Source organism: Mycolicibacterium sp. XJ879 (assembly GCF_053483935.1).
Genome location: NZ_JBEFTH010000005.1, coordinates 141,896 through 165,788 on the forward strand (window position 1 = coordinate 141,896; position 23,893 = coordinate 165,788).

General features: G+C 67.8%; 20 protein-coding genes. 9 read left to right on the forward strand and 11 right to left on the reverse strand.

Annotated features, from left to right (window positions below; genetic code table 11):
- Position 1: 1 nt before the first annotated feature.
- From ABQF13_RS13535 to ABQF13_RS13550, 4 genes are all read left to right on the forward strand, one after another.
- A complete protein-coding gene (locus ABQF13_RS13535) occupies positions 2-1,192 on the forward strand; it encodes a DUF885 domain-containing protein (protein WP_448393267.1) in 1,191 nt (396 codons plus the stop codon).
- A 98-nt stretch (positions 1,193-1,290) separates the two neighbouring features.
- A complete protein-coding gene (locus ABQF13_RS13540) occupies positions 1,291-2,766 on the forward strand; it encodes a glycine hydroxymethyltransferase (RefSeq protein ID WP_448393268.1) in 1,476 nt (491 codons plus the stop codon).
- A gap of 130 nt (positions 2,767-2,896) precedes the next feature.
- A complete protein-coding gene (locus ABQF13_RS13545) occupies positions 2,897-3,724 on the forward strand; it encodes an acyl-ACP desaturase (RefSeq protein WP_448393269.1) in 828 nt (275 codons plus the stop codon).
- Between the two features lie 191 nt (positions 3,725-3,915).
- On the forward strand, positions 3,916-5,229 hold the full coding sequence (locus ABQF13_RS13550) for an RNA 5'-3' helicase PhoH2 (RefSeq protein WP_448393270.1): 1,314 nt from the start codon (positions 3,916-3,918) through the stop codon (positions 5,227-5,229).
- Between the two features lie 51 nt (positions 5,230-5,280).
- Here the strand turns inward: ABQF13_RS13550 and ABQF13_RS13555 are convergent, their stop codons facing one another.
- The 3 genes from ABQF13_RS13555 to ABQF13_RS13565 form a co-directional block, all read right to left on the reverse strand.
- Positions 5,281-5,493 carry a hypothetical protein gene (locus ABQF13_RS13555; RefSeq protein WP_448393271.1) on the reverse strand — a complete coding sequence of 71 codons (213 nt, stop codon included), beginning with the start codon at positions 5,491-5,493 and terminating at the stop codon, positions 5,281-5,283.
- Positions 5,494-5,572: 79 nt separating this feature from the next.
- Positions 5,573-8,335 (reverse strand): ATP-binding protein, encoded by a 2,763-nt coding sequence (locus ABQF13_RS13560; protein ID WP_448393272.1) that lies wholly within the window; start codon positions 8,333-8,335, stop codon positions 5,573-5,575.
- Positions 8,336-8,365: 30 nt separating this feature from the next.
- Complete coding sequence (locus ABQF13_RS13565) at positions 8,366-11,131, reverse strand: AAA family ATPase (RefSeq protein WP_448393273.1); 2,766 nt, start codon at positions 11,129-11,131, stop codon at positions 8,366-8,368.
- Between the two features lie 195 nt (positions 11,132-11,326).
- Here ABQF13_RS13565 and ABQF13_RS13570 point away from each other — a divergent pair, with 195 nt between their 5' ends.
- On the forward strand, positions 11,327-12,211 hold the full coding sequence (locus ABQF13_RS13570; RefSeq protein WP_448393274.1) for a universal stress protein: 885 nt from the start codon (positions 11,327-11,329) through the stop codon (positions 12,209-12,211).
- Positions 12,212-12,223: 12 nt separating this feature from the next.
- On the opposite strand, the gene ABQF13_RS13575 is transcribed toward ABQF13_RS13570, so the two are convergent.
- Positions 12,224-13,216: an Acg family FMN-binding oxidoreductase gene (locus ABQF13_RS13575; protein ID WP_448393275.1), complete on the reverse strand. Its 993-nt coding sequence runs from the start codon at positions 13,214-13,216 to the stop codon at positions 12,224-12,226.
- A 130-nt stretch (positions 13,217-13,346) separates the two neighbouring features.
- Here ABQF13_RS13575 and ABQF13_RS13580 point away from each other — a divergent pair, with 130 nt between their 5' ends.
- Complete coding sequence (locus tag ABQF13_RS13580; protein WP_448393276.1) at positions 13,347-14,816, forward strand: bifunctional aminoglycoside phosphotransferase/ATP-binding protein; 1,470 nt, start codon at positions 13,347-13,349, stop codon at positions 14,814-14,816.
- Between the two features lie 71 nt (positions 14,817-14,887).
- Positions 14,888-15,247 carry a ferredoxin gene (fdxA, locus tag ABQF13_RS13585; RefSeq protein WP_448393277.1) on the forward strand — a complete coding sequence of 120 codons (360 nt, stop codon included), beginning with the start codon at positions 14,888-14,890 and terminating at the stop codon, positions 15,245-15,247.
- On the opposite strand, the gene ABQF13_RS13590 is transcribed toward fdxA, so the two are convergent.
- The 4 genes from ABQF13_RS13590 to glpX all read right to left on the reverse strand — a co-directional run bounded on the left by ABQF13_RS13590 (position 15,237) and on the right by glpX (position 19,572).
- Positions 15,237-16,133 (reverse strand): universal stress protein, encoded by an 897-nt coding sequence (locus ABQF13_RS13590; protein WP_448393278.1) that lies wholly within the window; start codon positions 16,131-16,133, stop codon positions 15,237-15,239. The two genes, fdxA and ABQF13_RS13590, sit on opposite strands and share 11 nt — an antisense overlap.
- 3 nt (positions 16,134-16,136) lie before the next feature.
- Positions 16,137-17,018: a universal stress protein gene (locus ABQF13_RS13595; RefSeq protein ID WP_448393279.1), complete on the reverse strand. Its 882-nt coding sequence runs from the start codon at positions 17,016-17,018 to the stop codon at positions 16,137-16,139.
- 89 nt (positions 17,019-17,107) lie between these two features.
- Positions 17,108-18,520, reverse strand: a complete 1,413-nt coding sequence (locus tag ABQF13_RS13600; RefSeq protein ID WP_448393280.1) for a class II fumarate hydratase — start codon at positions 18,518-18,520, stop codon at positions 17,108-17,110.
- 23 nt (positions 18,521-18,543) lie between these two features.
- Positions 18,544-19,572, reverse strand: a complete 1,029-nt coding sequence (glpX, locus tag ABQF13_RS13605) for a class II fructose-bisphosphatase (protein ID WP_448393281.1) — start codon at positions 19,570-19,572, stop codon at positions 18,544-18,546.
- 55 nt (positions 19,573-19,627) lie between these two features.
- On the opposite strand from glpX, the gene ABQF13_RS13610 reads away from it, so the two are divergent.
- A complete protein-coding gene (locus ABQF13_RS13610; protein ID WP_448393282.1) occupies positions 19,628-20,275 on the forward strand; it encodes a DUF4245 domain-containing protein in 648 nt (215 codons plus the stop codon).
- A 13-nt stretch (positions 20,276-20,288) separates the two neighbouring features.
- Complete coding sequence (locus ABQF13_RS13615) at positions 20,289-21,095, forward strand: dienelactone hydrolase family protein (protein ID WP_448393283.1); 807 nt, start codon at positions 20,289-20,291, stop codon at positions 21,093-21,095.
- On the opposite strand, the gene ABQF13_RS13620 is transcribed toward ABQF13_RS13615, so the two are convergent.
- Genes ABQF13_RS13620 through ABQF13_RS13630 form a run of 3 tightly spaced genes read right to left on the reverse strand, consistent with a single transcriptional unit; the run spans position 21,076 to position 23,881 of the window.
- Positions 21,076-22,251, reverse strand: coding sequence for an AI-2E family transporter (locus ABQF13_RS13620; RefSeq protein WP_448393284.1), 1,176 nt, complete (start codon positions 22,249-22,251; stop codon positions 21,076-21,078). The genes ABQF13_RS13615 and ABQF13_RS13620 overlap by 20 nt on opposite strands.
- 44 nt (positions 22,252-22,295) lie before the next feature.
- On the reverse strand, positions 22,296-23,111 hold the full coding sequence (locus ABQF13_RS13625; RefSeq protein WP_448393285.1) for an SDR family NAD(P)-dependent oxidoreductase: 816 nt from the start codon (positions 23,109-23,111) through the stop codon (positions 22,296-22,298).
- Positions 23,108-23,881 carry an SDR family NAD(P)-dependent oxidoreductase gene (locus ABQF13_RS13630; protein ID WP_448393286.1) on the reverse strand — a complete coding sequence of 258 codons (774 nt, stop codon included), beginning with the start codon at positions 23,879-23,881 and terminating at the stop codon, positions 23,108-23,110. The genes ABQF13_RS13625 and ABQF13_RS13630 overlap by 4 nt, the downstream gene beginning before the upstream one ends.
- Positions 23,882-23,893 lie beyond the last annotated feature (12 nt).

A 23,893-nucleotide genomic window follows, 5' to 3' on the forward strand; every position in this document is an offset into this window, starting at 1 on the left:
CATGGACCCCAGCACCGTGATACGGGAGTACTTGCTGCTCGGTTTGCGCTTCGACCGGATCGAAGCCGGGTACGTCGACGCCTTCACCGGCGACCAGGAGCTACGCCGCGCGGTGGCCGCCGAACCCCCGCCCGACCCCGCTGAGCTGGCCCGTCAGGCCGAGCGGCTGCAGGCCGAACTACCTGCGGGACTGGAGCCGGCGCGCGCCGATTTCGTCGCCGCCCACCTGCGCGCGCTGGCCTGCGCCGGACGCAAGTTCGCAGGCCACGACGTCGGGTTCGTCGACGAGGTCGAGGCCTACTTCGACGTGCGCGTCACCAAGGGCGACGAGGAGCGGTACCGGCAGGCGCACCGCCGGCTCGACGAGGCGCTGGGCGGGCACGGGCCGCTGGCCGAGCGCATGGCCGCCTACCGCGCCGGTGAGGAGATCGCGCCGGAGCGCCTCGAGGAGTGCATCCACGCGTTCTCCAGCGCGCTGCGGGACCGGGTGCGCGCGCAGTACCCACTGCCCGAGACGGAGACCATCACCTACGAGGTGGTGACCGATAAACCGTGGTCGGGGTTCAACTACTACCTCGGCGACTACCGCTCCACCGTCGCCGTCAACGCCGACCTCAAACAGCAGATGGCCAACCTGCCGCGGCTGGTGGCACACGAGTCCTATCCGGGCCACCACACCGAGCACTGCCGCAAGGAAGCCGGCCTGGTCGAGGGCAAGGGGCAGCAGGAGCAGACGATCTTTCTCGTCAACACCCCGCAGTGCCTAATGGCCGAGGGCCTCGCCGATCTCGCGCTCTACGCCGCGGTCGGCCCCACCTGGGGGAGTTGGGCCGCTGAGATCTACGCCGATCTGGGCCTGCGGTTCGACGGTGAGCGTGCGCAGGCGGTGGCGGAGGCGACGGCAGCGCTGGCTGATGTGCGCCAGGATGCGGCGTTGATGCTGCACGACGAGCACCGCGACGTCGACGACGTCGTCGCGTTCCTGGAGCGGTGGCTGCTGGTCGACGACCAGCGGGCGCGTCAGATGCTGCGGTTTCTGTCCTCGCCGCTGTGGCGGGCCTACACCAGCACGTATGTCGAGGGTTACCGGTTGCTGCGCGGTTGGCTCGACGCCCGCCCGGCCGGCGTCGGGCTGACCGAGCGGTTCGGCAGGCTGCTCGACGAACCGCTGATCCCGTCGTCGCTGCGCTAAACCCGCGCCGAACGTGGGTTACCCGCACGCCTGCGGCGGTCCGGACGTGCGTTACTCCCACACTCGGCACCCTATGCACGGGCATTAGGCTGAACCCCATGACTGCAGACCCCGTGACCACCCACGCTGCTGCTCCAGGTGCGGAGTACGCCGAGACCGCCAGCCAGGCCTACCGGGCAGCGCTGCAGGTCATCGAGTCCGTCGAGCCGCGTATCGCCGCCGCGACACGCAAAGAGCTTGCCGACCAACGGGATTCGCTGAAGCTGATCGCCAGCGAAAACTATGCCTCACCGGCGGTGCTGTTGACGATGGGCAGTTGGCTGTCCGACAAATACGCCGAGGGCACCATCGGGCACCGGTTCTACGCGGGCTGTCAGAACGTCGACACCGTCGAAAGCGTTGCCGCCGAGCACGCCCGCGAGCTGTTCGGTGCGCCGTACGCCTACGTCCAGCCGCACTCGGGGATCGACGCCAACCTGGTCGCGTTCTGGGCCATCCTGGCCACCCGCGTCGAGGCGCCGGCGCTGGCCGAGTTCGGCGTCAAGCACGTCAACGACCTGTCGGAGGCGGACTGGGAGGGGCTGCGCAACAAGCTCGGTAACCAGCGTCTGCTCGGCATGTCGCTGGACGCTGGTGGCCATCTCACGCACGGGTTCCGGCCCAACATCTCCGGCAAGATGTTTCACCAGCGCAGCTACGGCACCGACCCCGAGACCGGGCTGCTCGACTACGACGCGCTGGCGGCCGCCGCGCGGGAGTTCAAGCCGCTGATCCTGGTCGGCGGGTACTCGGCGTACCCGCGGCGGGTCAACTTCGCGAAGCTGCGCGAGATCGCCGACGAGGTCGGCGCCACGCTGATGGTCGACATGGCGCACTTCGCCGGGCTCGTTGCGGGCAAGGTGTTCACCGGCGACGAGGACCCCGTGCCGCACGCGCACGTCACCACCACGACGACACACAAGTCGCTGCGCGGACCGCGCGGCGGGATGGTGCTCGCGCAACCGGAGTACTCCGACGCCGTCGACAAGGGATGCCCGATGGTGTTGGGCGGCCCGCTTTCTCACGTGATGGCCGCCAAGGCCGTCGCGCTGGTCGAGGCGCGCCAACCCGCCTTCCAGGGCTACGCTCAGCGGGTCGCCGACAACGCCAAGGCGCTGGCCGACGGATTCGGTAAGCGCGGGGCCCGGCTGGTCACCGGCGGCACCGACAACCACATCGTGCTGCTCGACGTGACGTCGTTCGGGCTGACCGGACGCCAGGCCGAGTCCGCGCTGCTGGATTCCGGTGTGGTCACCAACCGCAACTCGATTCCGGCCGACCCCAACGGCGCGTGGTACACCAGCGGCATCCGGTTCGGCACCCCGGCGTTGACGACGCGCGGGTTCGGGGCGGCCGAATTCGACCGCGTCGCTGAGCTCGTCGTCGACGTGCTGACCAACACGGAACCAGCGGTAGGCACGGCTGGCCCCTCCAAGGCCAAGTACAAGCTGGCCGACGGCACCGCCGAGCGGGTGCACTCCGCCGCCGCCGAGTTGTTGGCCGCCAACCCGCTGTATCCGGGCCTGACGCTGTAGCTTGCGGCGCGGTCCTCCCGTAACGCCGAGGTCGACGGTTGGTCGCGCTTTAATCGCACTTTTCTGTCCAAACGCCCCTTTCGGCGGGGTGGTTTTCCGGAACGTGTGAACTCGGGTTACAGTTACTTTCATGGCACAGAAACCTGTACCAAACGCGCTGATCACCGAGCTCGAACCGGTCGTGCAGCAGGAGTTGCGCCGCCACATCGACTCCGAAGATCTCTGGTACGCGCATGACTATGTGCCGTTCGAGCAGGGCGAGAACTTCGCCTTCCTCGGTGGCCGGGATTGGGACCCGTCGCAGGTGACGCTGCCCAAGCACGTCACCGATGCGCTGGAGATCCTGTTGATCACCAAGGACAACCTGGCCAGCTTCCACCGCGAGTTCGTCTTCAGCTTCATCCTGGAAGAGAAGTGGGGCCGCTGGATCGGCCGCTGGACCGCCGAGGAGCACCTGCACGCGATCGCGCTGCGCAACTACCTCGTCGTTACCCGCGAGATCGACCCGGCTGCCAACGAAGACGTGCGCGTCGAGCACGTGATGAAGGGATACCGCGCCGACACCTACAGCCAGGTCGAGCGGCTGGTGTTCATGGCGTTCTTCGAACGCGCGCACGCCGTGTTCTGCCGCAACCTCGAAGCGCAGACCTCCGAGCCGGTGCTCAAGAACCTGATCGGGCGGATCGCCAGGGACGAGGAGCGCCACGAGGAGTTCTTCGCCAACCTGGTCTCCCACCTGCTGACCACGCACCGCGACGAGACCATCGAGGCGATCGCCAACCGCGCCGCCGACCTCGGCGTCGTCGGCGGGGACATCGACGCCTACGCGGACAAAGTCGAGCACGTCGCCGAGGCGGGCATCTTCGGGCCCGACGAACTGCGCCAGGTCGTCACCGACCGCATCGCCGCGTGGGGGCTGGCCGACGAATCACGACTTGCGGAGTTCGCCACCACGTAACCCGCAGCTACGGCGCGCCTGCGCGGCGGGAATGTCGCGACCGGAGTAGCGTCGGCTTCGATGGCTAGCGACGTGCTCTGCTATCCGGGCGGTACCGATCGTTACAACGACGAGAGGACCGGCCCCGGTCCTCGTACCGCAGCGTCCGCCGACGTGTTCGTGTGGGGCCGCGCGGGCTCGAGGAGCGCTACGTGACTGATTCGGTCATCCGGAGCTATGTGCTCGACACCTCTGTGCTGCTGTCCGATCCGTGGGCGGCAACCCGGTTCGCCGAACACGAGGTCGTTGTTCCGCTGGTGGTCATCAGCGAACTGGAAGCCAAGCGTCATCATCACGAGCTGGGCTGGTTCGCCCGCCAGGCGCTGCGGATGTTCGACGATCTGCGCCTCGAACACGGACGGCTCGATCAGCCGATTCCTGTTGGCACACAAGGCGGCACGCTGCACGTCGAACTCAACCACAGCGATCCCTCGGTGCTGCCCGCCGGATTCCGCACCGACAGCAACGACGCGCGGATCCTGACCGTGGCCGCCAACCTCGCGGCCGAAGGTAAAGCGGTCACTTTGGTCAGCAAGGACATCCCGTTGCGGGTCAAGGCCGGTGCCGTCGGATTGTCCGCCGACGAGTACCACGCCCAGGACGTCATCACTTCGGGCTGGACGGGCATGGACGAACTCGACGTCGCGCCCGAGGACATCGACATGCTGTTCGCCGACGGTGAGGTCGACCTGGAGGACGCCCGTAATCTACCCTGCCACACCGGTATTCGCCTGCTCGGTGGCTCATCGCACGCGCTGGGACGGGTCAACGCCGAAAAGCGGGTGCAGCTGGTGCGTGGCGATCGTGAGGCGTTCGGGCTGCGCGGGCGCTCCGCCGAACAACGTGTGGCGCTGGACCTGTTGCTCGACGAGTCGGTCGGCATCGTCTCGCTGGGCGGCAAGGCCGGCACCGGCAAGTCCGCGCTGGCGCTGTGCGCCGGGCTGGAGGCGGTGCTGGAGCGTCGCACCCAACGCAAGGTCGTGGTGTTCCGGCCGTTGTACGCAGTCGGCGGGCAGAACCTCGGCTACCTGCCGGGCAGCGAGAGTGACAAGATGGGCCCGTGGGCGCAGGCCGTCTTCGACACCCTCGAGGGCCTCGCCAGTCCCGCGGTGCTCGAGGAGGTGCTTGCCCGCGGCATGCTCGAGGTGCTGCCGCTAACCCACATCCGGGGGCGTTCGCTGCACGACTCGTTCGTCATCGTCGACGAGGCCCAGTCGCTGGAGCGCAACGTGCTTCTCACCGTGCTGTCGCGGCTCGGAACCGGGTCGCGGGTCGTGCTCACCCACGATGTGGCCCAACGTGACAACTTGCGGGTCGGCCGCCACGACGGGGTGGCCGCGGTGATCGAAAAGCTCAAGGGCCACCCGTTGTTCGCCCACATCACGCTGTTGCGCAGCGAGCGTTCACCGATCGCGGCGTTGGTCACCGAGATGCTCGAGGAGATCAGCCCCGGCGCCCTGCCCTGACCGCGGTTTGTGGAGCCGCAACCGCGCTCAGCGCGGTCAGCGCTCCACAAATCACCGGTCGTAGCCGCGCACCAGGTACCAGCCCGCGGCCGCCGCGCCGCCGAGCGCCATCACCCGATCGGCTCGGTCGGCGCGCGGCAGGTCGAGCAGCGCCGCCAGCCCCAGTGCCGCGAACCCGGTACGCAACGCGGGCTGCCAGGTGCCCGTGGTCACCAGGGCACACGGGTAAGCGGGCGGGATTGCGGAGTCGTGATCAGCGAGCACCGGATACTCCTGAAGTCGATCGATCGGTCCAGCGCTCGACGCTAATTGCTGATGGGACGCAGGGAAATAGGGTGTTTCCCTATGCCTCGGCGCGCCCGACGTGGCGGCCCAGCTCGGCGCGCGATTTGATGCCCAGCTTGCGGTAGACGCGGGCCAGGTTCGCTTCGACGGTCTTGGGGCTGATGAACAGCGCGGCGGCCACGTCGCGGTTCTTCATCCCGGCGGCGGCCAACTCGGCGACCCGCTGTTCGGAGGGGGTGAGCTGACCGCTCTGGCGGGGGCCGACGCTGGCCCGCACCAACTCCGAGCGCGCCCGGTCCGCCCACAGCGGGACGTGCAATCGCTCGAAGATGTCGAAGGCTTCCCGCAGACGCGTCGACGCCGACTCTTTCCTGCGTTGCCTGCGTTCGATCTGGCCCAGCAGAAGCAGGGTGCGGGCGCGTTCGAACGGCATCGGCAACCGTTCGTGTGCGTTCATCGCGCGCAGCGCCGCCGCATGCGCGCCGTCGAGATCCCCACAAACCGCGAGCAGCATGCCCCGCGAGCGCGCGCCGACGGCAAGCATCCAGGGCCGGTCCAGCCGGTGCCCGTTGCGTTCGAGGGCATCGATCAACGGTGCGGCCTCCTCCGGGCGGCCCGACTGCACCAGCGCCTCGATGGCGTCGGGCAGGTACGCCGCATTGGGCAGCTCCGTCGGCGTCGAGGCCGGATCGAAAGCCGCCAGTAACGGCGCCACCGCCGCCAGCGCCGCGTCATGGTTGCCCAGCGACAGCTCCAGGAACGCCAGCGCGCCCAACACCCGCTCCGACAACCGGGAAGTCCCTGAGTGCCTAGCGCTTTCGAGCGCATCGGCGACGGCCCGACGGGCGTCGGTTTCGTGGCCTGCGTATGCCGCCAACTGCGCGCGCAGGCTCTGGGCCAGGAAGCGCGGCGTGTTCCCGCCGAGCTGACGGGCATATTCCAAGGTGTCCTCGGCGACCAAATTGGCGTTTACCAAGTCGCCACGCCACAGCGAGTTCATCGCCGCATGCTGAGCGATGAAGATGTGTTCGCCTTCTTCGCCTTTCTCCAGGCAGCGAGACCGGATCGCCTCGAGCTTCTGATCGGCGAGGTCGAACTGGTTGGTCCATTGCAACAGCAGGGCGTGCTGGACGCTGGGCCGAAACACCAGCGGTGTCAACGCTTCGGTGTCCTCGAGTTCCAACGCCCGACGGATGGATTGCTCGTCGAGTCCCCGGCCTGCCGTGAACAACAGGATCGAACGCATCCCCAGCGCGATGCTCAACAGGTGCGGTTGGCCCAGTCGCTCGGCATATGACACCGCCTCGTCGGCCGTGCGGACGCCCTCTTCGATGTGGTTGTTGTGAAAGAGGCAGTACGCCAACGTAACCAGCAGCTGCACCCGCAGCGGGCTGCCATCGACGGCATGGTCGAGCGCCTCCCGTAGCAACGGTGCCGCCTCGAAGAAGCCCGCACTGTAGAGGCGCACCACGGCCAAGCGGCTCAACGTCTCTGCGCGCAGATCACCGGAGGGCAATTGGTCCACGGTCTCTTCGAGCACGGCCGCCGCCCGGCGGTGGTCGCCGGCGTCGAAATGGTGCAGTGCGCTGCGGAGTCGACGGTCGGGGGTGTCACCGCCGAGGCCGATCGCCAGATCCACCAGTTCGGCTGCGGCCGCGGGCGCTCCGCGTATCTGCGCGGATTCGGCCGCCGCATCCAGTGCGTCGAGGGTGACCTGGTCGCCGCTGGTGGCGGCCAGGGCCAGGTGTCTGGCCCGCAGTTCGGGTTCGTCGACGATCTCGGCGAGCCGGCGGTGCATCTGGCGGCGGCGGCCCGGGGCGGCCTGGCTGTACACCCCGCTGGCCAGCAGGGGGTGGGCGAAGTGGATCCGGTTGCCGTCGATGGCGATAATGCCTTTGTTCTCGGCGACTTCGAGCAGCTCGACCACCCGGTCGTCGTCGCTGACCGTCGCACTCGACACCGATTCGACGGTCGGGAACGCCATGCACGACGCCGCGAGCAGCGCGTCGTGCACGTCGGAATCGAGGGTGCCGATCCGGCTGCGCACGACGTCGGTGAGCGTGCGCGGCAGCGCGGTGCCGATGCTCGTCGGCCGGTCCCCGATCGCGCGGGCCAGTTCGATCGCATAGAACGGGTTACCGCCCGATATCTGGTGGATTTGCCCGATTAGCGGGCGCGAGAACGGCTTTCGCAGCCGAGCCGTCACCGCCGTGTGTAGGTCCTGAACGCTCAACGGGTGCAGCCGGATGCGCTTGAGCGCCTCCGGTCGCGGCAACTGCAGCCATCCCGCGCCGGCACCGTCGCCCGGGTCGGTGCGCACGGTGGCCAGGATTCCCGCCGGACCCATGAGCCGGCGCGCCGCGAACGCGATGACGTGCATGCTGGACGGGTCCACCCACTGCAGGTCATCGATCGCCAGCAACACCGGGCCTTCGTCGCCGAGCCGTTCGATCACCGAAAGAAACGCCGCCGCCACCGCGCGCTGGTCGGTGACCGCGTCGTTGTCTGCGCGCAGCAGCACCTGATCGACCGCGTGCAGCTGCGGGTCCGGCAGATCGGCCCAGGCGCCGGCGTCGACCTCGTCGAGCAGGTCGGCCAGCGCCGTGTACGCGAGCACCGACTCCGCTTCTGCCGCGCGTGCGGAAAGCACTCGAAAGCCCCGCGCCTGTGCCTGCTCCACCGCGGCCAACCAGAGCGTGGTCTTGCCGATGCCCGCCTCGCCCTCGATCAGCAGGGCCGAAGGGCCGACCGCGGTGGCCGCCAAGAACTCATCGATCGCACGCTTGTGCACAGGATGGGTCCCCACATCGCCGGTGGCCATACCAAAAAGAATCTCAGCAAACCGCGAGGATCACCAATTGTTCGGTGCAATGTCATCGGCGGCGGCCGCCATCACCCGGCCGAGCTCGGCGCGCGAGTGAATTCCCAGCTTGCGATACGCCCGCGCCAGCGTGGCTTCGACGGTCTTGGCGCTCAGCGACAGCTCTCCGGCAACGGCGCGGTTCGTCATGCCGGAGGCGGCCAGCTCGGCCACCCGGCGCTCGACAGCCGTCAGGTCGCGGCGCTGCTGTGGCGCCTCGGCGCCGCCGGGTAACCGGGCCCGCGCGCGAGCCGCCCACAGCGGGGTGCCGAGCTGCTCGAAGGCCGTCAGCGCCTGGTGCAGTGACGCCGGCGCCTCCCGCTGCCGGGAACGCGCCTGAAGCGTGCCGAGCACGAGCTGCGTGCGGGCCCGCTCGAACGGCATCGCAAGCCGGTCGTGATGGTCGATCGCCTGATGTGCGGCGGCGACGGCGCCGGTCAGGTCACCTCGGGCGGCCAGCACCAGCGCCCGGCAGCGCCCACCCGTCGCCAGCATCCAGGAGCGGTCGAGCCGGTGTCCGTTGCGTTGCAGATCGTCGACGAGCGGTTCGGCCTCGGCCACCCGCCCCGTCGCGACGAGTGCCTCCACCGCGTCGGGCAGGTATGCCGCCGCCGACAACTCCGTGGAGTTCGGGGCGTGCCGCGCCATCAACGGCGCCAACGCGTTCACTGCGGCGTCGTGATTGCCCAGCGACAGCTCCAGCAAGCCCAGAGCGGTTCTGGCCTGGTCTTCGTGCCACGCGGTGCCGCTGAGCTTGCAGACGTCCATCGCGTCGGCGATGACGGGGCGGGCCTCGTCTTCGGCACCGTCATAGACGGCCAACCAGGCCTTGAGCAGCAGGCTCAGCATCGTGGGGAAGTCGCCGCCGAGTTGCCGGGCCAGCGCTGTGACTTCCTGGGCCAGCCGCTTGGCCTCGGTGAAGTCAGCGCGCCAGATCCGGTTCACCACGACGTAGAAGTTGACGAAGATCAGCTCGCCTTCCTCACCCCGGTCGATGCAGCGTCGCTCGACGGCCCGTAGTTGTTCATACGAGGAGTCCAGGTCGCCGCTGCAGGCCAGGATCAGCGCGTGTTCGACGCTGGGGCGAAGCATGGTCGGGGTGAAGGAGTCGTGGTCCTCGAGCTCGAGCGCGCGCTGCAGGCTGGCCTCGTCGATACCGCCGCCGCCGAAAAACTGCAGGGTGGCGCGCACGCCCAGGGCCTGGCTGAGCAGCGCGGGGTCGCCGAGCGGTTCGGCGTGTGACACGGCCTCTTGACCGAGCCGCCACGCGGCTTCGAACTGGCCGGTCATGTGCTGCGCGTATGCCAGCGCAATCAAGATGCTGACCCGAAGTGGACCGTCGGGTGAGTCTTCGTCCAGCGCGCGGGCCAGCAGATTGCGTCCCTCGACGTAGCCGTCGGCCATGAACCGCACGAACGCCAACGCGTGCCGGGCCTGCGCGCGTAGCGGTCCGGGTTCCATGTCCGCGATGGACTGCTCAAGCAGGGTGCGGGCTCGGACCGGGTCGCCGGCGTCGAAAGTGTGGGTGGCCAACAGCATTCGACGCTGCGGGGTGTCGCCACCGAGACCGATCGCGAGGTTGAGAAGGTCGGCTGCGGCCGCGGGCGCACCGCGGGCCTGTGCGGAGGCGGCGGCGTCGTCCAACGCCTGCAGTGTCTCGGCATCGCCATTGGTCGCCGCCAAGGCCAGGTGCCGGGCCCGCAGTTCGGGTTCGACGGCGACGTCGGCCAGGCGCCGGTGCATGGATCGGCGCCGCGCCGGTGAGGCGTCGGAGTAGACACCGGCGGCCAGCAGCGGGTGGGTGAACCGGATCCGGTGGCCCTCGATGGCGATGATGTCTTGCTGTTCGGCCGCCTCGAGCAGTTCGACCAACCGGTCGCGATCGGTGTCGGACGCGGCGAGCACCCGCTCGACGGTCGGCGTGGCCAGCGAAGCGACGGCCAGCAGCGTGTCGTGGGTTTCGGCGTCGAGGCCGCTGAGCCGAACGCGCACCAGCTCCGCCAACGTGTCAGGAAGCTCGGTGCCGGTGTTCTCGTCGATAGTGCGGGCCAATTCGATGGCGTAGAACGGGTTTCCACCCGAAACGTGATGTATACGCGTGAACGTCGATCGTGGCAGCGGTCGATCGACACTTTGTGACAGCACCTGATGAAGTGCGCGGGACGACAAGGGTCCCAACGTGATCCGACGGACTGCGTCGGGCCGGGGCAGCTGTAGCCACGATGCGTCGTCGCCGGCGTCGGGTTCGGTGCGGATCGTGGCGACAAGCCCCACCGGGCCGGTCAGCCGCCTTGCGGTGTAGGCGATCACGTACGCGCTGGAGGGGTCCAGCCACGGCAGGTCGTCGATGGCCAACAACAACGGGCCGTCCTCGCTCAACCTCTCGACGATCGACAGGAACGCCGCCGCGACCGCACGCTGATCGGTTGCCGCAGCGGAGCCTTTCGTTTCGGACAGGATGTGATCGACCGCGGCATGCTGCGGTCCCGGCAAGTAAGACCAGATCGCGGGATCCACGTCGGCGAGCAGGTCGGCCAGCGCGGTGTAGGCCAGCACCGACTCCGCTTCGGTCGCGTCGGTCGACATCACCCGGAACCCGCGGTGGCGCGCACTTTCGGCGGCTGCCAGCCACAACGTGGTCTTACCGATGCCCGCATCGCCCTCGATCAACAGCGCCGACGGCGTGCTGGACGCGGAATCCAGGAACTCCGCCACCGTCGCCTCTTCGGCGGGGCGGTGTGCCAGATACGCGGGCATACGGACGAACTCTCGGCGGTTACAGGTGTGCGTGTCGTTGTAGTGCTGCCTGAGCGTATCGGCGTTTCGTCCGTCGCGAACATCGAACCCCGCGGCGATATGGCCGTTGGTCACTTCACCAATGCCGAAAGCCTCCAGATTCGTGGTCCCAACCTGGCCTATCGTCGGTTGAAGCGATCGCACAAGGAGTAATCGATGTCTGAGTTTGCCTCCCGGCACGGCATCGTGGTGGGTGTCGACGGGTCACCCGCGGCGAAGGTCGCGGTGGACTGGGCGGCTCGGGAGGCGGCGCTGCGCAACGCCGTCCTGACCATCGTGCACGTCATGCCCGCGCTGACAGTGTGGCCTGAGTTGTCGATGTCACAGAAGATCGACCAGCTCTACAAGAAGCAGGCCGAAGCGTCGTTGCGCGACGCGCGCCAGGTGGCGCAGGAGGTGGAGGGCACACCGGGCCGCATCGAAACCCAACTGCTCGATGGTGCGGCGCTACCTGCGCTCGTCGAGCTCTCCGGCGAGGCTGAGCTTGTCGTGGTCGGGTGTCGCGGGCTCGGCTCGATCGCGCGACGGCTGCTCGGCTCGATCAGCAGAGGACTCGTCCAACGTGCGCACTGCCCCGTCGCGGTCATCCACGACGAGGATCCGCTGATGCCCTGCCCCGTCGCCGAGGCGCCCGTGGTCGTCGGCATCGACGGCTCTCCGGCCTCAGAGCTGGCCACCCAGGTCGCGTTTGAGGCCGCATCCCGCCGCGGGGTCGAACTCGTCGCGGTGCACGCCTGGATCGACGACGCGGGCATCGTGTTACCCGCCGACGAATGGTCGGCGAGGGGTGAGGAACTCGCCGAGCAGAAGTTGACAGAACAGCTGAGCCGTTGGCAGCAGCGCTATCCCCACGTGCCCGTACGCCGTGTCGTGGTTCGCGACCACCCGGCGCGGCAGCTGGTCAAGCAGGCCGATTCCGCGCAACTCGTGGTGGTGGGCAGCCGCGGCCGGGGCGGTTTCGCCGGGATGCTGCTGGGCTCTGTGGGAGCGGCGGTTGCCGAGGCTGCCCGCATGCCGGTAATCGTCGCCCGATCATCCTGACATCACGCCGAATCAGGCTCCGCTGTGGCGGAACTGGAGCACTTCGCGCAGCGAACGTCGGGGGGTTGGGGGCGGCACATCTTCAATCGAAGGTGCCAGCCCGACGCGGACGAGAACCTGCGGCGCGATGTCCTGACCGATCAGCTCGGCGAGCATCCGTCGGCTCTCGGGGTGCTCGATGATATGGGTCAACGTGCAGGTGGCCAAGCCGGCCATGGTGGCCTCGAGCAGCACGGCCGAGAGCCGCTCACCGCATCGCAGCACGCTGTCGTGGGATTCGTCGTACGTGGACAGCGCCAGGATCTTCGACTGGTCCCGCTCGACGTGTTCACGTCGGGCGCCATATTGTGTGACGGGGAACACCCGCGCAACGTCAACACGGTCCGCCTCGGACTCCGAAAGCAACGAGCTGCGCGGTATGCCCTCGGCGGCCTCGAACCCGGCTGTCCACCAATGCAACTCGGCGTGGTAGTGCGAGTCGTATCGACGCAGATCTTCGGTGAGCTTCGACGCCGTGGCCAGCTCTGGACGCAGATCGTCGGCGATCACGTCGAGACGCACCGCCGCGCAGTCCACGACGTGGCGCAGATGCGGCTCAAAGGTTTGCCAGTCAGGAGGTGCGGCGAACGGCAGGCGATCGGTGCGCCGCAACAGGATGGCGTTGGCGCGGCGGCGATGACCATCGGTCACGAAGTCCATCGGGCGGAATTCGATCGACGCCAGATGCAGACGGTTGGTCGCGTCGGGAAACCGGTGCACCGTGGTCGCCCACCCGGCCGCCGCCATCGCCGCATCGAGATGGTCGAGAACCACACCGCAGCTCAGTAGCGTCTCACGGCCCGACGTGTCGGTACCACGAACATTGCGCGTCACAGCGGCGAAAAGGTGAAGTCCGCTGTCGTCGCCCACCCATCGCCACGGCTGGCTGTTGTGCAACGACGGCGCGCGGCAGGCCAACTGCACGGCATTCGCGATTACGGCGGAATCCACCATGGTGTGCGTCATCTCAGGCCTCCACTGCGCTCCGGTTCCCAGTCTCGTCACGCGCGGGCACCGCGGATAGGGCCTTTGTGCCTCGGCGCGCAGGGACGGACGGCCACTGCGCGCCCGCGCGGGCGACCGGCAAGATGGGGGTATGGCTGCGACGACGCCCGGCAATCTGTCCGCAGAGGTGCATGAGACCCACACCGGGTTGGTGATGTTGCTCGGGGAGTTTGCCTACAAGGCGAAAAAGGCCGTCGTCACCGATTTCCTCGACTTCAGCACATCACAGCATCGCGAGGCGGCCTGCGCGCACGAGATCGAGCTCAACAGCCGGCTCGCACCCGACAGCTACCTCGGGTTGGCCCATTTCAGCGGCGTCCACGGCGAGCCGCCCGAACCGGTGATCGTGATGCGCCGCTATCCGGACGCCTACCGACTGACATCCCTGGTCAAACGCGGCAGCCCGGTAAAAGCGCACCTGACGTCGATCGCCGAGACGTTGGCGTCGTTTCACGTCCGTGCGGCCCGCGGCAAATCGATCGACGCGTGCGCGACGGCCGACGCCGTCGCCGCGCGCTGGCGCGACAACATCGACGAGCTATACCGCCAGGCGGTACTGGACCGCGAAACCATCGACGAAGTGTGGCGCCTTGCCGCGCAGTTCATCTCGGGCCGCGCAGCGTTGTTCGCCCAGCGCATCGCCGAACGCCGCATCCTCGACGGGCATGCCGACCTGATCGCCGATGACTGTTTCTGCATGCCCGAAGGGCCGGTGCTGCTCGACTGCCTCGAGTTCGACGACAAGTTGCGCTATGTCGACGGCCTCGACGACGCCACTTTTCTGGCGATGGACCTCGAATTCCTCGGCCGAAAGGACTTGGCGGAGTACCTTTTGGCGCAGTACAGCCGCGCCGCCAGTGAAACCGCACCGAGACCGCTGGCCGACTTCTACGTCGCCTACCGCGCGGTGGTGCGCGGCAAGGTCGACTGCGTACGGGTGGCACAGGGCCACGCCGATGCCGCGGCCGACGCTCAGCGCCATATGGACATCGCTCTGGACCATCTGCGGGCCGCTACGGTGCGGCTGGTCATCATCGGCGGCGGTCCCGGAACGGGGAAGACCACGCTGTCGCGTGCGCTTGCAGAACGGATTGGCGCACAGGTGATCTCGACCGACGATGTGCGCCGCGAACTGCAAGCCGACGGGGTCATCACCGGAAAGGCCGGCGAGGCCGGAGCCGGGCTGTACTGCGCGCGCAACGTCGCCGCCGTCTACGACGCCGTGCTGCAGCGCGCGCGCAAGTGCCTTCAAGGCGGTCGATCGATGATCCTCGACGCGACATGGCGCGATGCGCACCACCGCGAACGCGCCCGCACGCTGGCGGCCGAATCCCATGCGCCGTTTGTGGAACTGTGTTGCAGCCTGCCGTTGCCGACCGCCTCGGCCAGGATCGAGAACCGTGGCGCGACAAGCTCGGACGCCACCCCCGAGATCGCTGCCAAGCTGGCAAGTTCGGTCGACGACTGGCCGGACGCGCACCGCGTCGACACCGGCCGCCCGCTGGCCGAGTCCGTCGCCGACGCCACCAGTATCGTGTACGCGGCGGTGGCCACCGGGTAGGGACCTTGGTCCCTCGGTTCGGTGGCCTTTGGCCGGCGACCACACCCGTCTTCGTACGTAGCGTCGCCACCATGACCTATGTGATCAGTGCGGCGTGTGTGGACGTGATGCACAAAGCCTGCGTCCAGGAGTGTCCGGCGGATTGCATCTACGAGGGCGCCAGGGTCCTCTACATCAACCCGGACGAATGTGTGGACTGCGGTGCCTGCAGGCTGGCGTGCGAAGCGGACGCGATCTACTACGAGACCGATCTGCCGGAGGATCAGCTCCAGCATCTGGCTGACAACGCCGCGTTCTTCAACGAAACGCTGCCCGGGCGAGACGGACCGCTCGGGGCACCGGGCGGGGCCGCCGCATTGGGCCCCGTCGGTGTGGACACACCGCTGATCGCCGCGATGCCCAGCACGCCGCGGCGAACTGTCAGGGGTTAGCGTTGTGGCACACCAGCACCGGAACCGGGCTGTGGTGCAGCATGTTCAGGCTCGTCGAGCCCAATAGCGCGCCGGCCAGGAGCCCGCGGCCCCGGCTGCCGACGACCACCAACTGTGCGTCGGCGGCGTAGTTCAGCAGCGCGGAACCGGCCCCGGCCGCGTCGACGAAATATCTGACCTCGACGGAGGGGTACTTCTCGCTCCACGGCTCCACCGCGCCCATCACGTACTGCCATTGCGCCGCCTCGACGGCACCCCAGTCGATCAGCGCAGGGATCTCGATCCCGCCGAGGATGCGGCGCCCCGGCCAGGCGTTGATGGCGTGCACGGGTACGCCGAACCGGTCGGCGAATTCGAACGCGGCCCGAAACGCGGCGGCACCGGTGCGTTCGGGTTCAACGCCCAGCACGACGGGCTGATCCGTCGGCGCGGTGATCTCGCCACGCCAGGTGACAACGGGACACGACGAATGTGTGGTCACCGCAACGGTTGTCGAACCGAGGAGCAGGGCAGCGCTGGGAGAGATCTCTTTGCTTCCGAGGACGACGAGGCGGGCCTGTTTGCTCAGGTCGGTCAACACCTTCGACGCCGATTCATCGAATCGGTCGGCCGTGACGGTGAGCTTGGCGAACCGTGTGCGCACCGCCTCCTCGACTGACTTGAGGATCGCGTCGGCCGACCTTTGTTGTTCGGCCATCAGCGATGCGCGTACGGCCGCAGCAGCATCGGAGAAAAGACGCCCGGTGTCCGGTGTGGCGTGCACGATGTGCAGCGGCGCTTCGAACTTCTCGGCCACGGCCACCGCCCAGACCGCGGCTTTTGTCGCCTCGTTCGAACCGTCGACGCCGACGACGACCGGGCCTGTGCTGTCGGGTTTCGGGGCCATCGGTTATCGACCGCGGACGACGATGACCGGAACCTTGGCTCCTTGGGCAACCTTTGAGGCGACCGAACCCAACAGCATGCCCTTGAAGCCGCCGCGACCGCGACTGCCGACCACGACAAGCTGTGCTTGGTTGGACTCGTCGAGCAACCACCGCGCCGGGTGGTCAGCAACGAGGCGGCGGCGCACCTGCACATCGGGATACTGCTCCTGCCAACCCGCTAGACGCTCGGCGAGCACCTTGTGGCCTTCTTCTTCGTATTTCTGCCAGTCCATTCCGACGATCGGAAAGATCCGGTTGTCGCTCCATGCGTGCAGGGCCACCAACTCCACGCCGCGACGTGACGCCTCGTCGAACGCCAGGGCAGCGGCACCGTCTGAGGCCGGTGAGTCGTCGATACCGAGCAGGACAGGGGCCGCGGGGTCGGGGGTTTGGGCTTCGTCGGGGACGATCGCGACCGGGCACCGCGCGTAGTTGAGCAGACCGTTGCTGACCGAGCCAAGCAGCGTGCGCCCGAGCGCACCCATGCCGCGGGTGCCCGCGACGACCAACCACGCGTCACCGCTCGCCGTGATCAGCGTCGACGCGATCGGTCCGTGCTCGATCGCGGTGCGCACCGGCGGTGCTTCGGCGGTGCCGACGCATTCCGAGAAGATCTTCTGCGCTTGCTCGATGACCTGTGTGCCGTTTTCTTCCTGGTACTCGTCGAAACTCGACTGCAGGTACGTGACGGGCCACGTCACCTCGACGGGCGCGATGACGTGCATCAACGTGACCTGCGTGCCCCGGGTGGCGGCTTCGCGGGCCGCCCACCGGATGGCAGCCTGTGATTCCGGTGATCCGTCGACGGCGACCAGAATTCCGTACTTGGTGGTGGGCTCCGACATGCCGTTACCTTTCGACTCGGTCTCGCATCCCCACCAACCCTATGCGGGTGGGCGCGGATTGTGCAGGGCCGTTGGTCCCATGCCGACAGCTACCGGTCGCCGTCCTTGACTTTGGCCATCGCCAGCACATCGAGGCGCTTGTCGAGCTCCTCCATGGAGAGCTTGTCGCCGATCAGACCACGGTCGATGACCGTCTGCCGAATCGTTTTCTTCTCCTTGAGCGCCTGCTTGGCGACCGCGGCGGCCTCTTCGTAGCCGATCGCGGAGTTCAGCGGTGTCACGATCGACGGCGATGACTCGGCGAGCTCGCGCAGCCGGTCCTCGTTGGCGACCAGGCCGTCGATACACCTCTCGGCGAACAGCTTTGAGGAGTTCGTCAGGATTTTGAACGACTCGAGCAGGTTGCGCGCCATCATCGGGATGTAGACGTTGAGTTCGAACGCGCCGGACGCGCCGCCGAACGCGACCGCGGCGTCGTTGCCGATGACCTGTGCGGCCACCTGGGTGACGGCCTCGGGGATGACGGGGTTGACCTTGCCCGGCATGATCGAGCTTCCCGGCTGCAGATCCGGAAGCTGGATCTCGCCGAGGCCGGTCAGCGGTCCCGAGCCCATCCACCGGATGTCGTTGGCGATCTTGGTCAGCGAGACCGCGATGGTGCGCAGCGCGCCGGAGGCCTCGACCAGCCCGTCGCGTGCTGCCTGAGCCTCGAAATGGTCGGCGGCCACCCGTAGTTCGGCCAGCCCGGTCTGCTGGGTCAGCACCGCGACGACGCGCTCGTCGAAGTCGTCGGGTGCGTTGAGCCCGGTGCCGACCGCGGTGCCGCCGATGGCCAGTTCACCCAGCCGAGGCAGGGTGGCCTTGACTCGTTCGATGCCCGCCTCGATCTGTCGCGCATATCCGCCGAACTCCTGGCCCAGCGTCACCGGAACGGCGTCCATCAAGTGGGTGCGACCGGACTTCACCACGGTGCGCCACTGCCGCGCCTTGCCGGCCAGCGATTCGTGCAGCACTTCCAGCGCCGGGATCAGGTGGCGCACAGCGGCTTCCGTCGCAGCGATGTGGGTCGCGGTGGGGAAGGTGTCGTTGGACGACTGCGACATGTTGACGTCGTCGTTGGGGTGAACCGTCACGCCGTTTTGGCCGGCGATGCTGGCAATCACCTCGTTGGTGTTCATGTTCGAGCTTGTGCCCGAACCGGTTTGGAACACGTCGATGGGGAATTGGTCGTCGTGCTGGCCGTCGGCGATCTCGTTGGCCGCGGCGATGATCGCGTCGGCCTTGTCGGCCGCCAGCAGCCCCAGGTCCTTGTTCACCTGCGCGCACGCGCCCTTGAGCAGGCCGAGCGCCCGGATCTGGGTGCGCTCCAGGCCGCGGCCCGAGATCGGGAAGTTCTGCACCGCGCGCTGCGTCTGGGCGCGCCACAGCGCCTCGACGGGCACCCGGACCTCGCCCATGGTGTCGTGTTCAATGCGGTAGTTCACGTCGTTCTCGACGCTCATGTGTTGTTCCTCGCTCGTTGTTGTTATGGCAGCGGTCGGATGGCGCTGGAATCGCCGGTGAAGTTGATGGCGGAGTACTCGTTGAGCTTGGAGAGCCGGTGGTAGGCCTCCACCATGCGGACCGTGCCGGACTTGGACCGCATCACGATCGACTGCGTGGTGCAGCCGCCGCTGTAGAAGTGCACGCCCTTGAGCAGATCGCCGTCGGTCACGCCGGTTGCGGCGAAGAAGATGTTGTCGCCTGACACCAGGTCCTCGCTGGTCAGCACCTGGTCGAGGTCGTAACCGCGGTCGAGGGCCTTCTGGCGTTCCTCGTCGTCGCGGGGCGCCAGCCGGCCCTGGATCGCACCGCCCATGCAGCGGATCGCCGCCGCGGCGATGATGCCCTCGGGGGTGCCGCCGATCCCGACCAGCATGTCGGTGGGGGTGTTGGGCCGGCACGCCGAGATGGCTCCGGCGACGTCGCCGTCGGTGATCAACCGGCACCTGGCGCCGGCCTCGCGCACGTCGGCGATCAGCTGCTGGTGGCGCGGCCGGTCCAGAATGCACACCGTGAGGTCGGACACCGACACGCTCTTGGCCTTCGCGACCCGGCGGATGTTCTCGCCGATCGGGGCGGTGATGTCGATGACGTCGACCGACTCCGGGCCGACGGCGATCTTGTCCATATAGAACACCGCCGACGGGTCGAACATCGTGCCCCGCTCGGAGACCGCCAACACCGAGATCGCGTTGGCCAGCCCCTTGCTCATCAGCGTGGTGCCGTCGATGGGGTCGACGGCAAAGTCGCATTCCGGGCCGTCGCCGTTGCCGACCTCTTCGCCGTTGTAGAGCATCGGGGCGTTGTCCTTCTCACCCTCACCGATCACCACGATCCCGCGCATCGACACCGAGTTGACCAGTTCACGCATGGCGTCGACGGCGGCGCCGTCGCCGCCCTCCTTGTCACCACGGCCGACCCAGCGGCCGGCCGCCATCGCGCCTGCCTCGGTCACTCGCACGAGCTCAAGGGCAAGGTTTCGGTCCGGGGCTTCTCCACGAGCGGGCGTCATGGGCCAGATTGTCCCATTATCGGCGCGCCCTGGGGCAGCTGGGATACTGGCGGCTATGAGCACGCAGCCACCACCGGCCCCCAAGCCGCAGAAGCCCCGGCTTCTGCAGGACGGTCGCGACATGTTCTGGTCGATGGCCCCGCTGGTGCTGGCCTGCATCGTGCTGGCCGGGCTGCTGGGCATGTGCTCGTTTCAGGCGGGCGGGCCCGGCGAGGGCACGATCCCGTCGTACGACGCGCCTGCGGCCCTGCAGGCCGACGCTGACGCGCTCGATATCCCCATCCGGGTGCCGCAGCTGCCCGACGGTTGGCAGTCCAACTCCGGAAGCCGTAAGAGCATCGAGGCAGGCCGCACCGATCCGGTGACCGATCAACCGGTGCGCGCGGTCGGTTCGGTCGTCGGCTACCTCACGCCCAGTGGCATGTACGTCAGCCTGACGCAGAGCAACGCCGACGAGGCCAAGCTGGTCTCCTCGATCAACGTCGACACCCACCCGATCGGCGTCGAGGACGTCGCGGGCGTCAGCTGGGTGGTGTACGAGGGCGGTGAAGGCGACGACAAACCCGCCGAGCCGGTGTGGACGACGCGGTTACCGGACCCGACCGGGCCCGCGCAGATCGCGATAACGGGCGCCGCAAGCGAGGCCGAGTTCCGTACGCTGGCTGCGGCGACACAGACCGCCGCGCCACTGCCCGGCAAGTGACGGATGGGAAGCCATGACAGCCGACGCCGCTCCTGAAGCCGATCTGGCGGGCTGGGTCGCCGCCCCGTTCTCCGCCGCGGGATCCACCTACGATGTCTACCGCAAGGGCGACGGCCCCGGTGTGCTGCTGATCCCCGAGATGCCCGGACTGCACCCGGGCGTGCTGGCATTGGGAAACCACCTGGTGGACAACGGTTTCACCGTCGCCGCGCCGTCACTATTCGGTACCCCGGGCGCGGCGGCCGTGCGGCCCGGCATGGTGGGTGTGCTGGCGCGCGGATGCGTGGCGCGGGAGTTCGCCGCCTTCGCCACCAACGCCGACCGGCCGGTGGCCCACTACCTTCGTGCGCTGGCCCGCGACCTCAACGAGAAGACGCCGGGCAAGGGTGTCGGCGTGATCGGGCAGTGCTTCACCGGTGGCTTCGCGCTGGCGGCGGCGGTCGAGGACAGCGTGCTGGCCCCGGTGCTGAGCCAGCCGTCGCTGCCGCTGCCGCTGACCCCGAAGCAGCGCCGCGACCCGGGCCTGTCGGAGGCCGAGCTGCGAATCGTCGAACAGCGCGCCGCGACCGAGGGGCTGTGCGCGATGGGATTGCGGTTCAGCGAGGACCCGCTGGCGCCTGCGGAGCGGTTCAAGACGCTCAAAGCCCGGCTGGGCGATGCGTTCGAGGTCATCGAGATCGACTCGAAGAAGGGCAACGAACACGGGTTCGCGAAGATGGCGCACTCGGTGCTCACCGAAGAGGTGCGCGAGGTCGACGGGCACCCGGCCTACGAGGCCCGCAAGCGTGTCGTCGAGTTTCTCACCCGGCGGTTGACTTAGCCGGTTTGCGATCCCGTTTGAGACGCTCCGCGAGCCGGCTGAACAGTTTGGGCGGGCGCGACTTCTCGTCGTCATCGTCGTCGTGTTGGGTGATCGGCACGCCTTTGTAGACCGACAGGTAGACGCTGATGGTGGTGACGATGATGATCATCAGCACCGGTCCGATGACGATGCCCCAAAACCCCCACAGCGCGATCCCGGAGAACACCGCCAGCAGCATCAGCGCGGGGTCGAGCCTGGCTTCTTTGGGCACCAGGATCGGGCGCAGGAAGTTGTCGATGTTGGTGACCACCACTAGGTGAAAGACCACCACGAACGCCCCGCCGATGATGTTGCCGAAGAACATCATCCCGATCCCGAACGGGATGGTCACGATGCCGCCGCCGAGCGGGATGACCGAAAGCGCGGTCAACAGGATCGCGAAGATGAAGAAGCCGTCGTGAAAACCGGCGATGTAGATCGACGCCGCCCCGGAGACCCCCTGACACAACGCGATCACGAACTGGCCCTTGACCGTTCCGCGCACCATGGCGCCCGTCTTGGCCAGGTACAGATCGGTGATCTCCTCACCTAGCGGGTTGAGTTGGGCGATCAGCCTGCGGATCTTCTCGCGGTTCACCAGCAGCGAGATGAACACGTACAGGAAGATGATCGCCGCCGCGATCGCGGCGACCATGCTGCCCGCCGCGCCCTGCAGCACCTGCAGCAGCCATTCACCGACCCGTTGGGCGACCGTGACAACCGCCTGGCGCAGCGAGTCGGGGGTCACGTTGACGTCGAGAAACGGTACCTTGTCGAACAATTCGTTGATCAACTGCAGGCTGCGGTCACCCAGCGTGGACATGTCGGTCTGCGCCACCCAGCCGCTGACCGCGTTGACCATGTGGGAGATCTGCACGATCGCCAGGAACACGATCCCGGCCAGCGGGATGGCGACGATCAGCAGCGCCGCAATCAATGTGAGCGTCGCCGACATCCCGACGCTGAGCCGTCGCTGCAGCCGCTCGTAAAGCGGGGTGAACAGGTAGGCGAACACTGCCGCCACGACGATCAGCACGAAGAAGCCACGCAGGAAATAGACCCCGACCAGCAACGCGATCACGGTGACCACGGCTAGGGCCCGTTTCTGGGTGGTGCTGAATTCGTCGGTCGTCATCGGCGTGCTCAGACTACGGGCACGTCGACGGGAATGGCGGGAGTTCAGGTTTCGGCACGTTGCCGAGCGCGCTGCGACGCGATGAACCGCATCGACATCCGGTTCATCAGAGCCGGCGCCAACCGCGCGAACATCCATTGCGCATGGGCGATACGGGGTTTCACCAGAAGCGGTTTGTTCTTCTGCACGGCGCGCAGGATGTCGCGGGCCAACCGGTCGGCGTCATACGGCTTGCCGCCCTGGGCCTGCAGGAAGTAGTCGCGACCGACGAAACCGCCGATCGCGCCCTTGTCGAGGATCGGGGTTTCGACGGCGGCCGGGCAGACGGCGAGGACGCCGACCCCACGCGCGGCCGCCTCGCTGCGCAGCGCCAGCGACAACCCCACCACCGCGTGTTTGCTCATGACGTAGCTGGTGACCTGCCCGGCCGCGGTCAATCCGGCCATCGACGCGGTGTTGACGATGTGGCCGTGGCCTTGGCGCACCATCAGCGGGTACGCGGCCGCGACCCCGTGTACCACACCGCGGATGTTGACGTCGATGATGGCGTTCCACTGCGCAAGCGTCAGCAGTTCGGTGTCACCGCCCCAGACGATTCCGGCGTTGTTGAACATCAGGTCCAGCCGGCCGGCCCGGTCGACGACGTGGTCGACGGCGGCCTGCACCGCCGCTGCGTCGGTGACATCGAGACGCGACGCACGTGCCCGCGGCCCAAGGGCCGCGGCGGTGCGTTCGGCCGCGTCAGCGTCGACGTCGGTGCACAACACATCGGCGCCGGCGTTGGTCAACGCCCGGCACAGCGCCGCGCCGATACCCGATCCCGCTCCGGTGACGATCGCCTGTTTACCGTCGAATGTCATTGCGCGGCAAGCTTCATCACGTGGGCCATCACATCCGGGTACCGCTTCATGTGCGCGCCACCGTTGAGGTCGAGTACCTCGCCGGTGAGCCAGGACGACGCCGGTGAGCAGAGGTAGCGCACCGCTTCGGCGATGTCGTCGGGCGTGCCTGCGCGCCCGAGCGCGGTGTTCTCCACGTATTCCTCGACGACGCCGGGCACCGCAGCGGCGGGTGCGGTCAGCGGGGTGTGCACGAAACCAGGTGCCACGGCGTTGACCCGGATGCCGCGCGGACCGAATTCGAGCGCCGCGACCTGGGTGAGCATCGACAGCCCGGCCTTGGCCGCGCAGTAGGCGCTCATCCCGGCGGCGGCCTGTCGGGCATTCAGCGAACTCATCGACAACAGCACCCCGCCTTCACCCAGCGTGCGCCCGGCATGTTTGGCGACGATGAACGCGCCGTTGAGGCAGACGTCGATGACGGCGCGGAAGTCCTCGACGGGCATGTCGGTGATCATGCCGACGTTGGAGAAGCCCGCGCAGTTCACGACGATGTCGAGCGGGCCGGTGTGGTCGAAAAGTGCCTGCACCGAGGCCTCGTCGGTGACCTCGACGTGGGCGGCGGTGTGCGGATCACCGAGTTCGGCGGCCCGCTGCCGGGCGCCATCGATGTTGCGGTCGGCGATCGTGACGTGACAGCCGTCGGCCCCAAGAGCTTTGGCGCTGGCCCACCCGATGCCCGATGCCGCGCCGATGATCAGCGCCTTCCTGGTGACATGCCCGTTGCTCATACAGTTACCCTT

What these genes read in the sequence shown, in the direction of transcription:
- ABQF13_RS13535 (WP_448393267.1), top strand. Translation starts at nt 2, where the DNA reads ATGGACCCCAGCACCGTGATACGGGAGTACTTGCTGCTCGGTTTGCGC.
- ABQF13_RS13540 (WP_448393268.1), top strand. Translation starts at nt 1,291, where the DNA reads ATGACTGCAGACCCCGTGACCACCCACGCTGCTGCTCCAGGTGCGGAG.
- ABQF13_RS13545 (WP_448393269.1), top strand. Translation starts at nt 2,897, where the DNA reads ATGGCACAGAAACCTGTACCAAACGCGCTGATCACCGAGCTCGAACCG.
- ABQF13_RS13560 (WP_448393272.1), bottom strand. Translation starts at nt 8,335, where the DNA reads ATGGCCACCGGCGATGTGGGGACCCATCCTGTGCACAAGCGTGCGATC.
- ABQF13_RS13565 (WP_448393273.1), bottom strand. Translation starts at nt 11,131, where the DNA reads ATGCCCGCGTATCTGGCACACCGCCCCGCCGAAGAGGCGACGGTGGCG.
- ABQF13_RS13570 (WP_448393274.1), top strand. Translation starts at nt 11,327, where the DNA reads ATGTCTGAGTTTGCCTCCCGGCACGGCATCGTGGTGGGTGTCGACGGG.
- ABQF13_RS13575 (WP_448393275.1), bottom strand. Translation starts at nt 13,216, where the DNA reads ATGACGCACACCATGGTGGATTCCGCCGTAATCGCGAATGCCGTGCAG.
- ABQF13_RS13580 (WP_448393276.1), top strand. Translation starts at nt 13,347, where the DNA reads ATGGCTGCGACGACGCCCGGCAATCTGTCCGCAGAGGTGCATGAGACC.
- fdxA (WP_448393277.1), top strand. Translation starts at nt 14,888, where the DNA reads ATGACCTATGTGATCAGTGCGGCGTGTGTGGACGTGATGCACAAAGCC.
- ABQF13_RS13590 (WP_448393278.1), bottom strand. Translation starts at nt 16,133, where the DNA reads ATGGCCCCGAAACCCGACAGCACAGGCCCGGTCGTCGTCGGCGTCGAC.
- ABQF13_RS13595 (WP_448393279.1), bottom strand. Translation starts at nt 17,018, where the DNA reads ATGTCGGAGCCCACCACCAAGTACGGAATTCTGGTCGCCGTCGACGGA.
- ABQF13_RS13600 (WP_448393280.1), bottom strand. Translation starts at nt 18,520, where the DNA reads ATGAGCGTCGAGAACGACGTGAACTACCGCATTGAACACGACACCATG.
- glpX (WP_448393281.1), bottom strand. Translation starts at nt 19,572, where the DNA reads ATGACGCCCGCTCGTGGAGAAGCCCCGGACCGAAACCTTGCCCTTGAG.
- ABQF13_RS13610 (WP_448393282.1), top strand. Translation starts at nt 19,628, where the DNA reads ATGAGCACGCAGCCACCACCGGCCCCCAAGCCGCAGAAGCCCCGGCTT.
- ABQF13_RS13615 (WP_448393283.1), top strand. Translation starts at nt 20,289, where the DNA reads ATGACAGCCGACGCCGCTCCTGAAGCCGATCTGGCGGGCTGGGTCGCC.
- ABQF13_RS13620 (WP_448393284.1), bottom strand. Translation starts at nt 22,251, where the DNA reads ATGACGACCGACGAATTCAGCACCACCCAGAAACGGGCCCTAGCCGTG.
- ABQF13_RS13625 (WP_448393285.1), bottom strand. Translation starts at nt 23,111, where the DNA reads ATGACATTCGACGGTAAACAGGCGATCGTCACCGGAGCGGGATCGGGT.
- ABQF13_RS13630 (WP_448393286.1), bottom strand. Translation starts at nt 23,881, where the DNA reads ATGAGCAACGGGCATGTCACCAGGAAGGCGCTGATCATCGGCGCGGCA.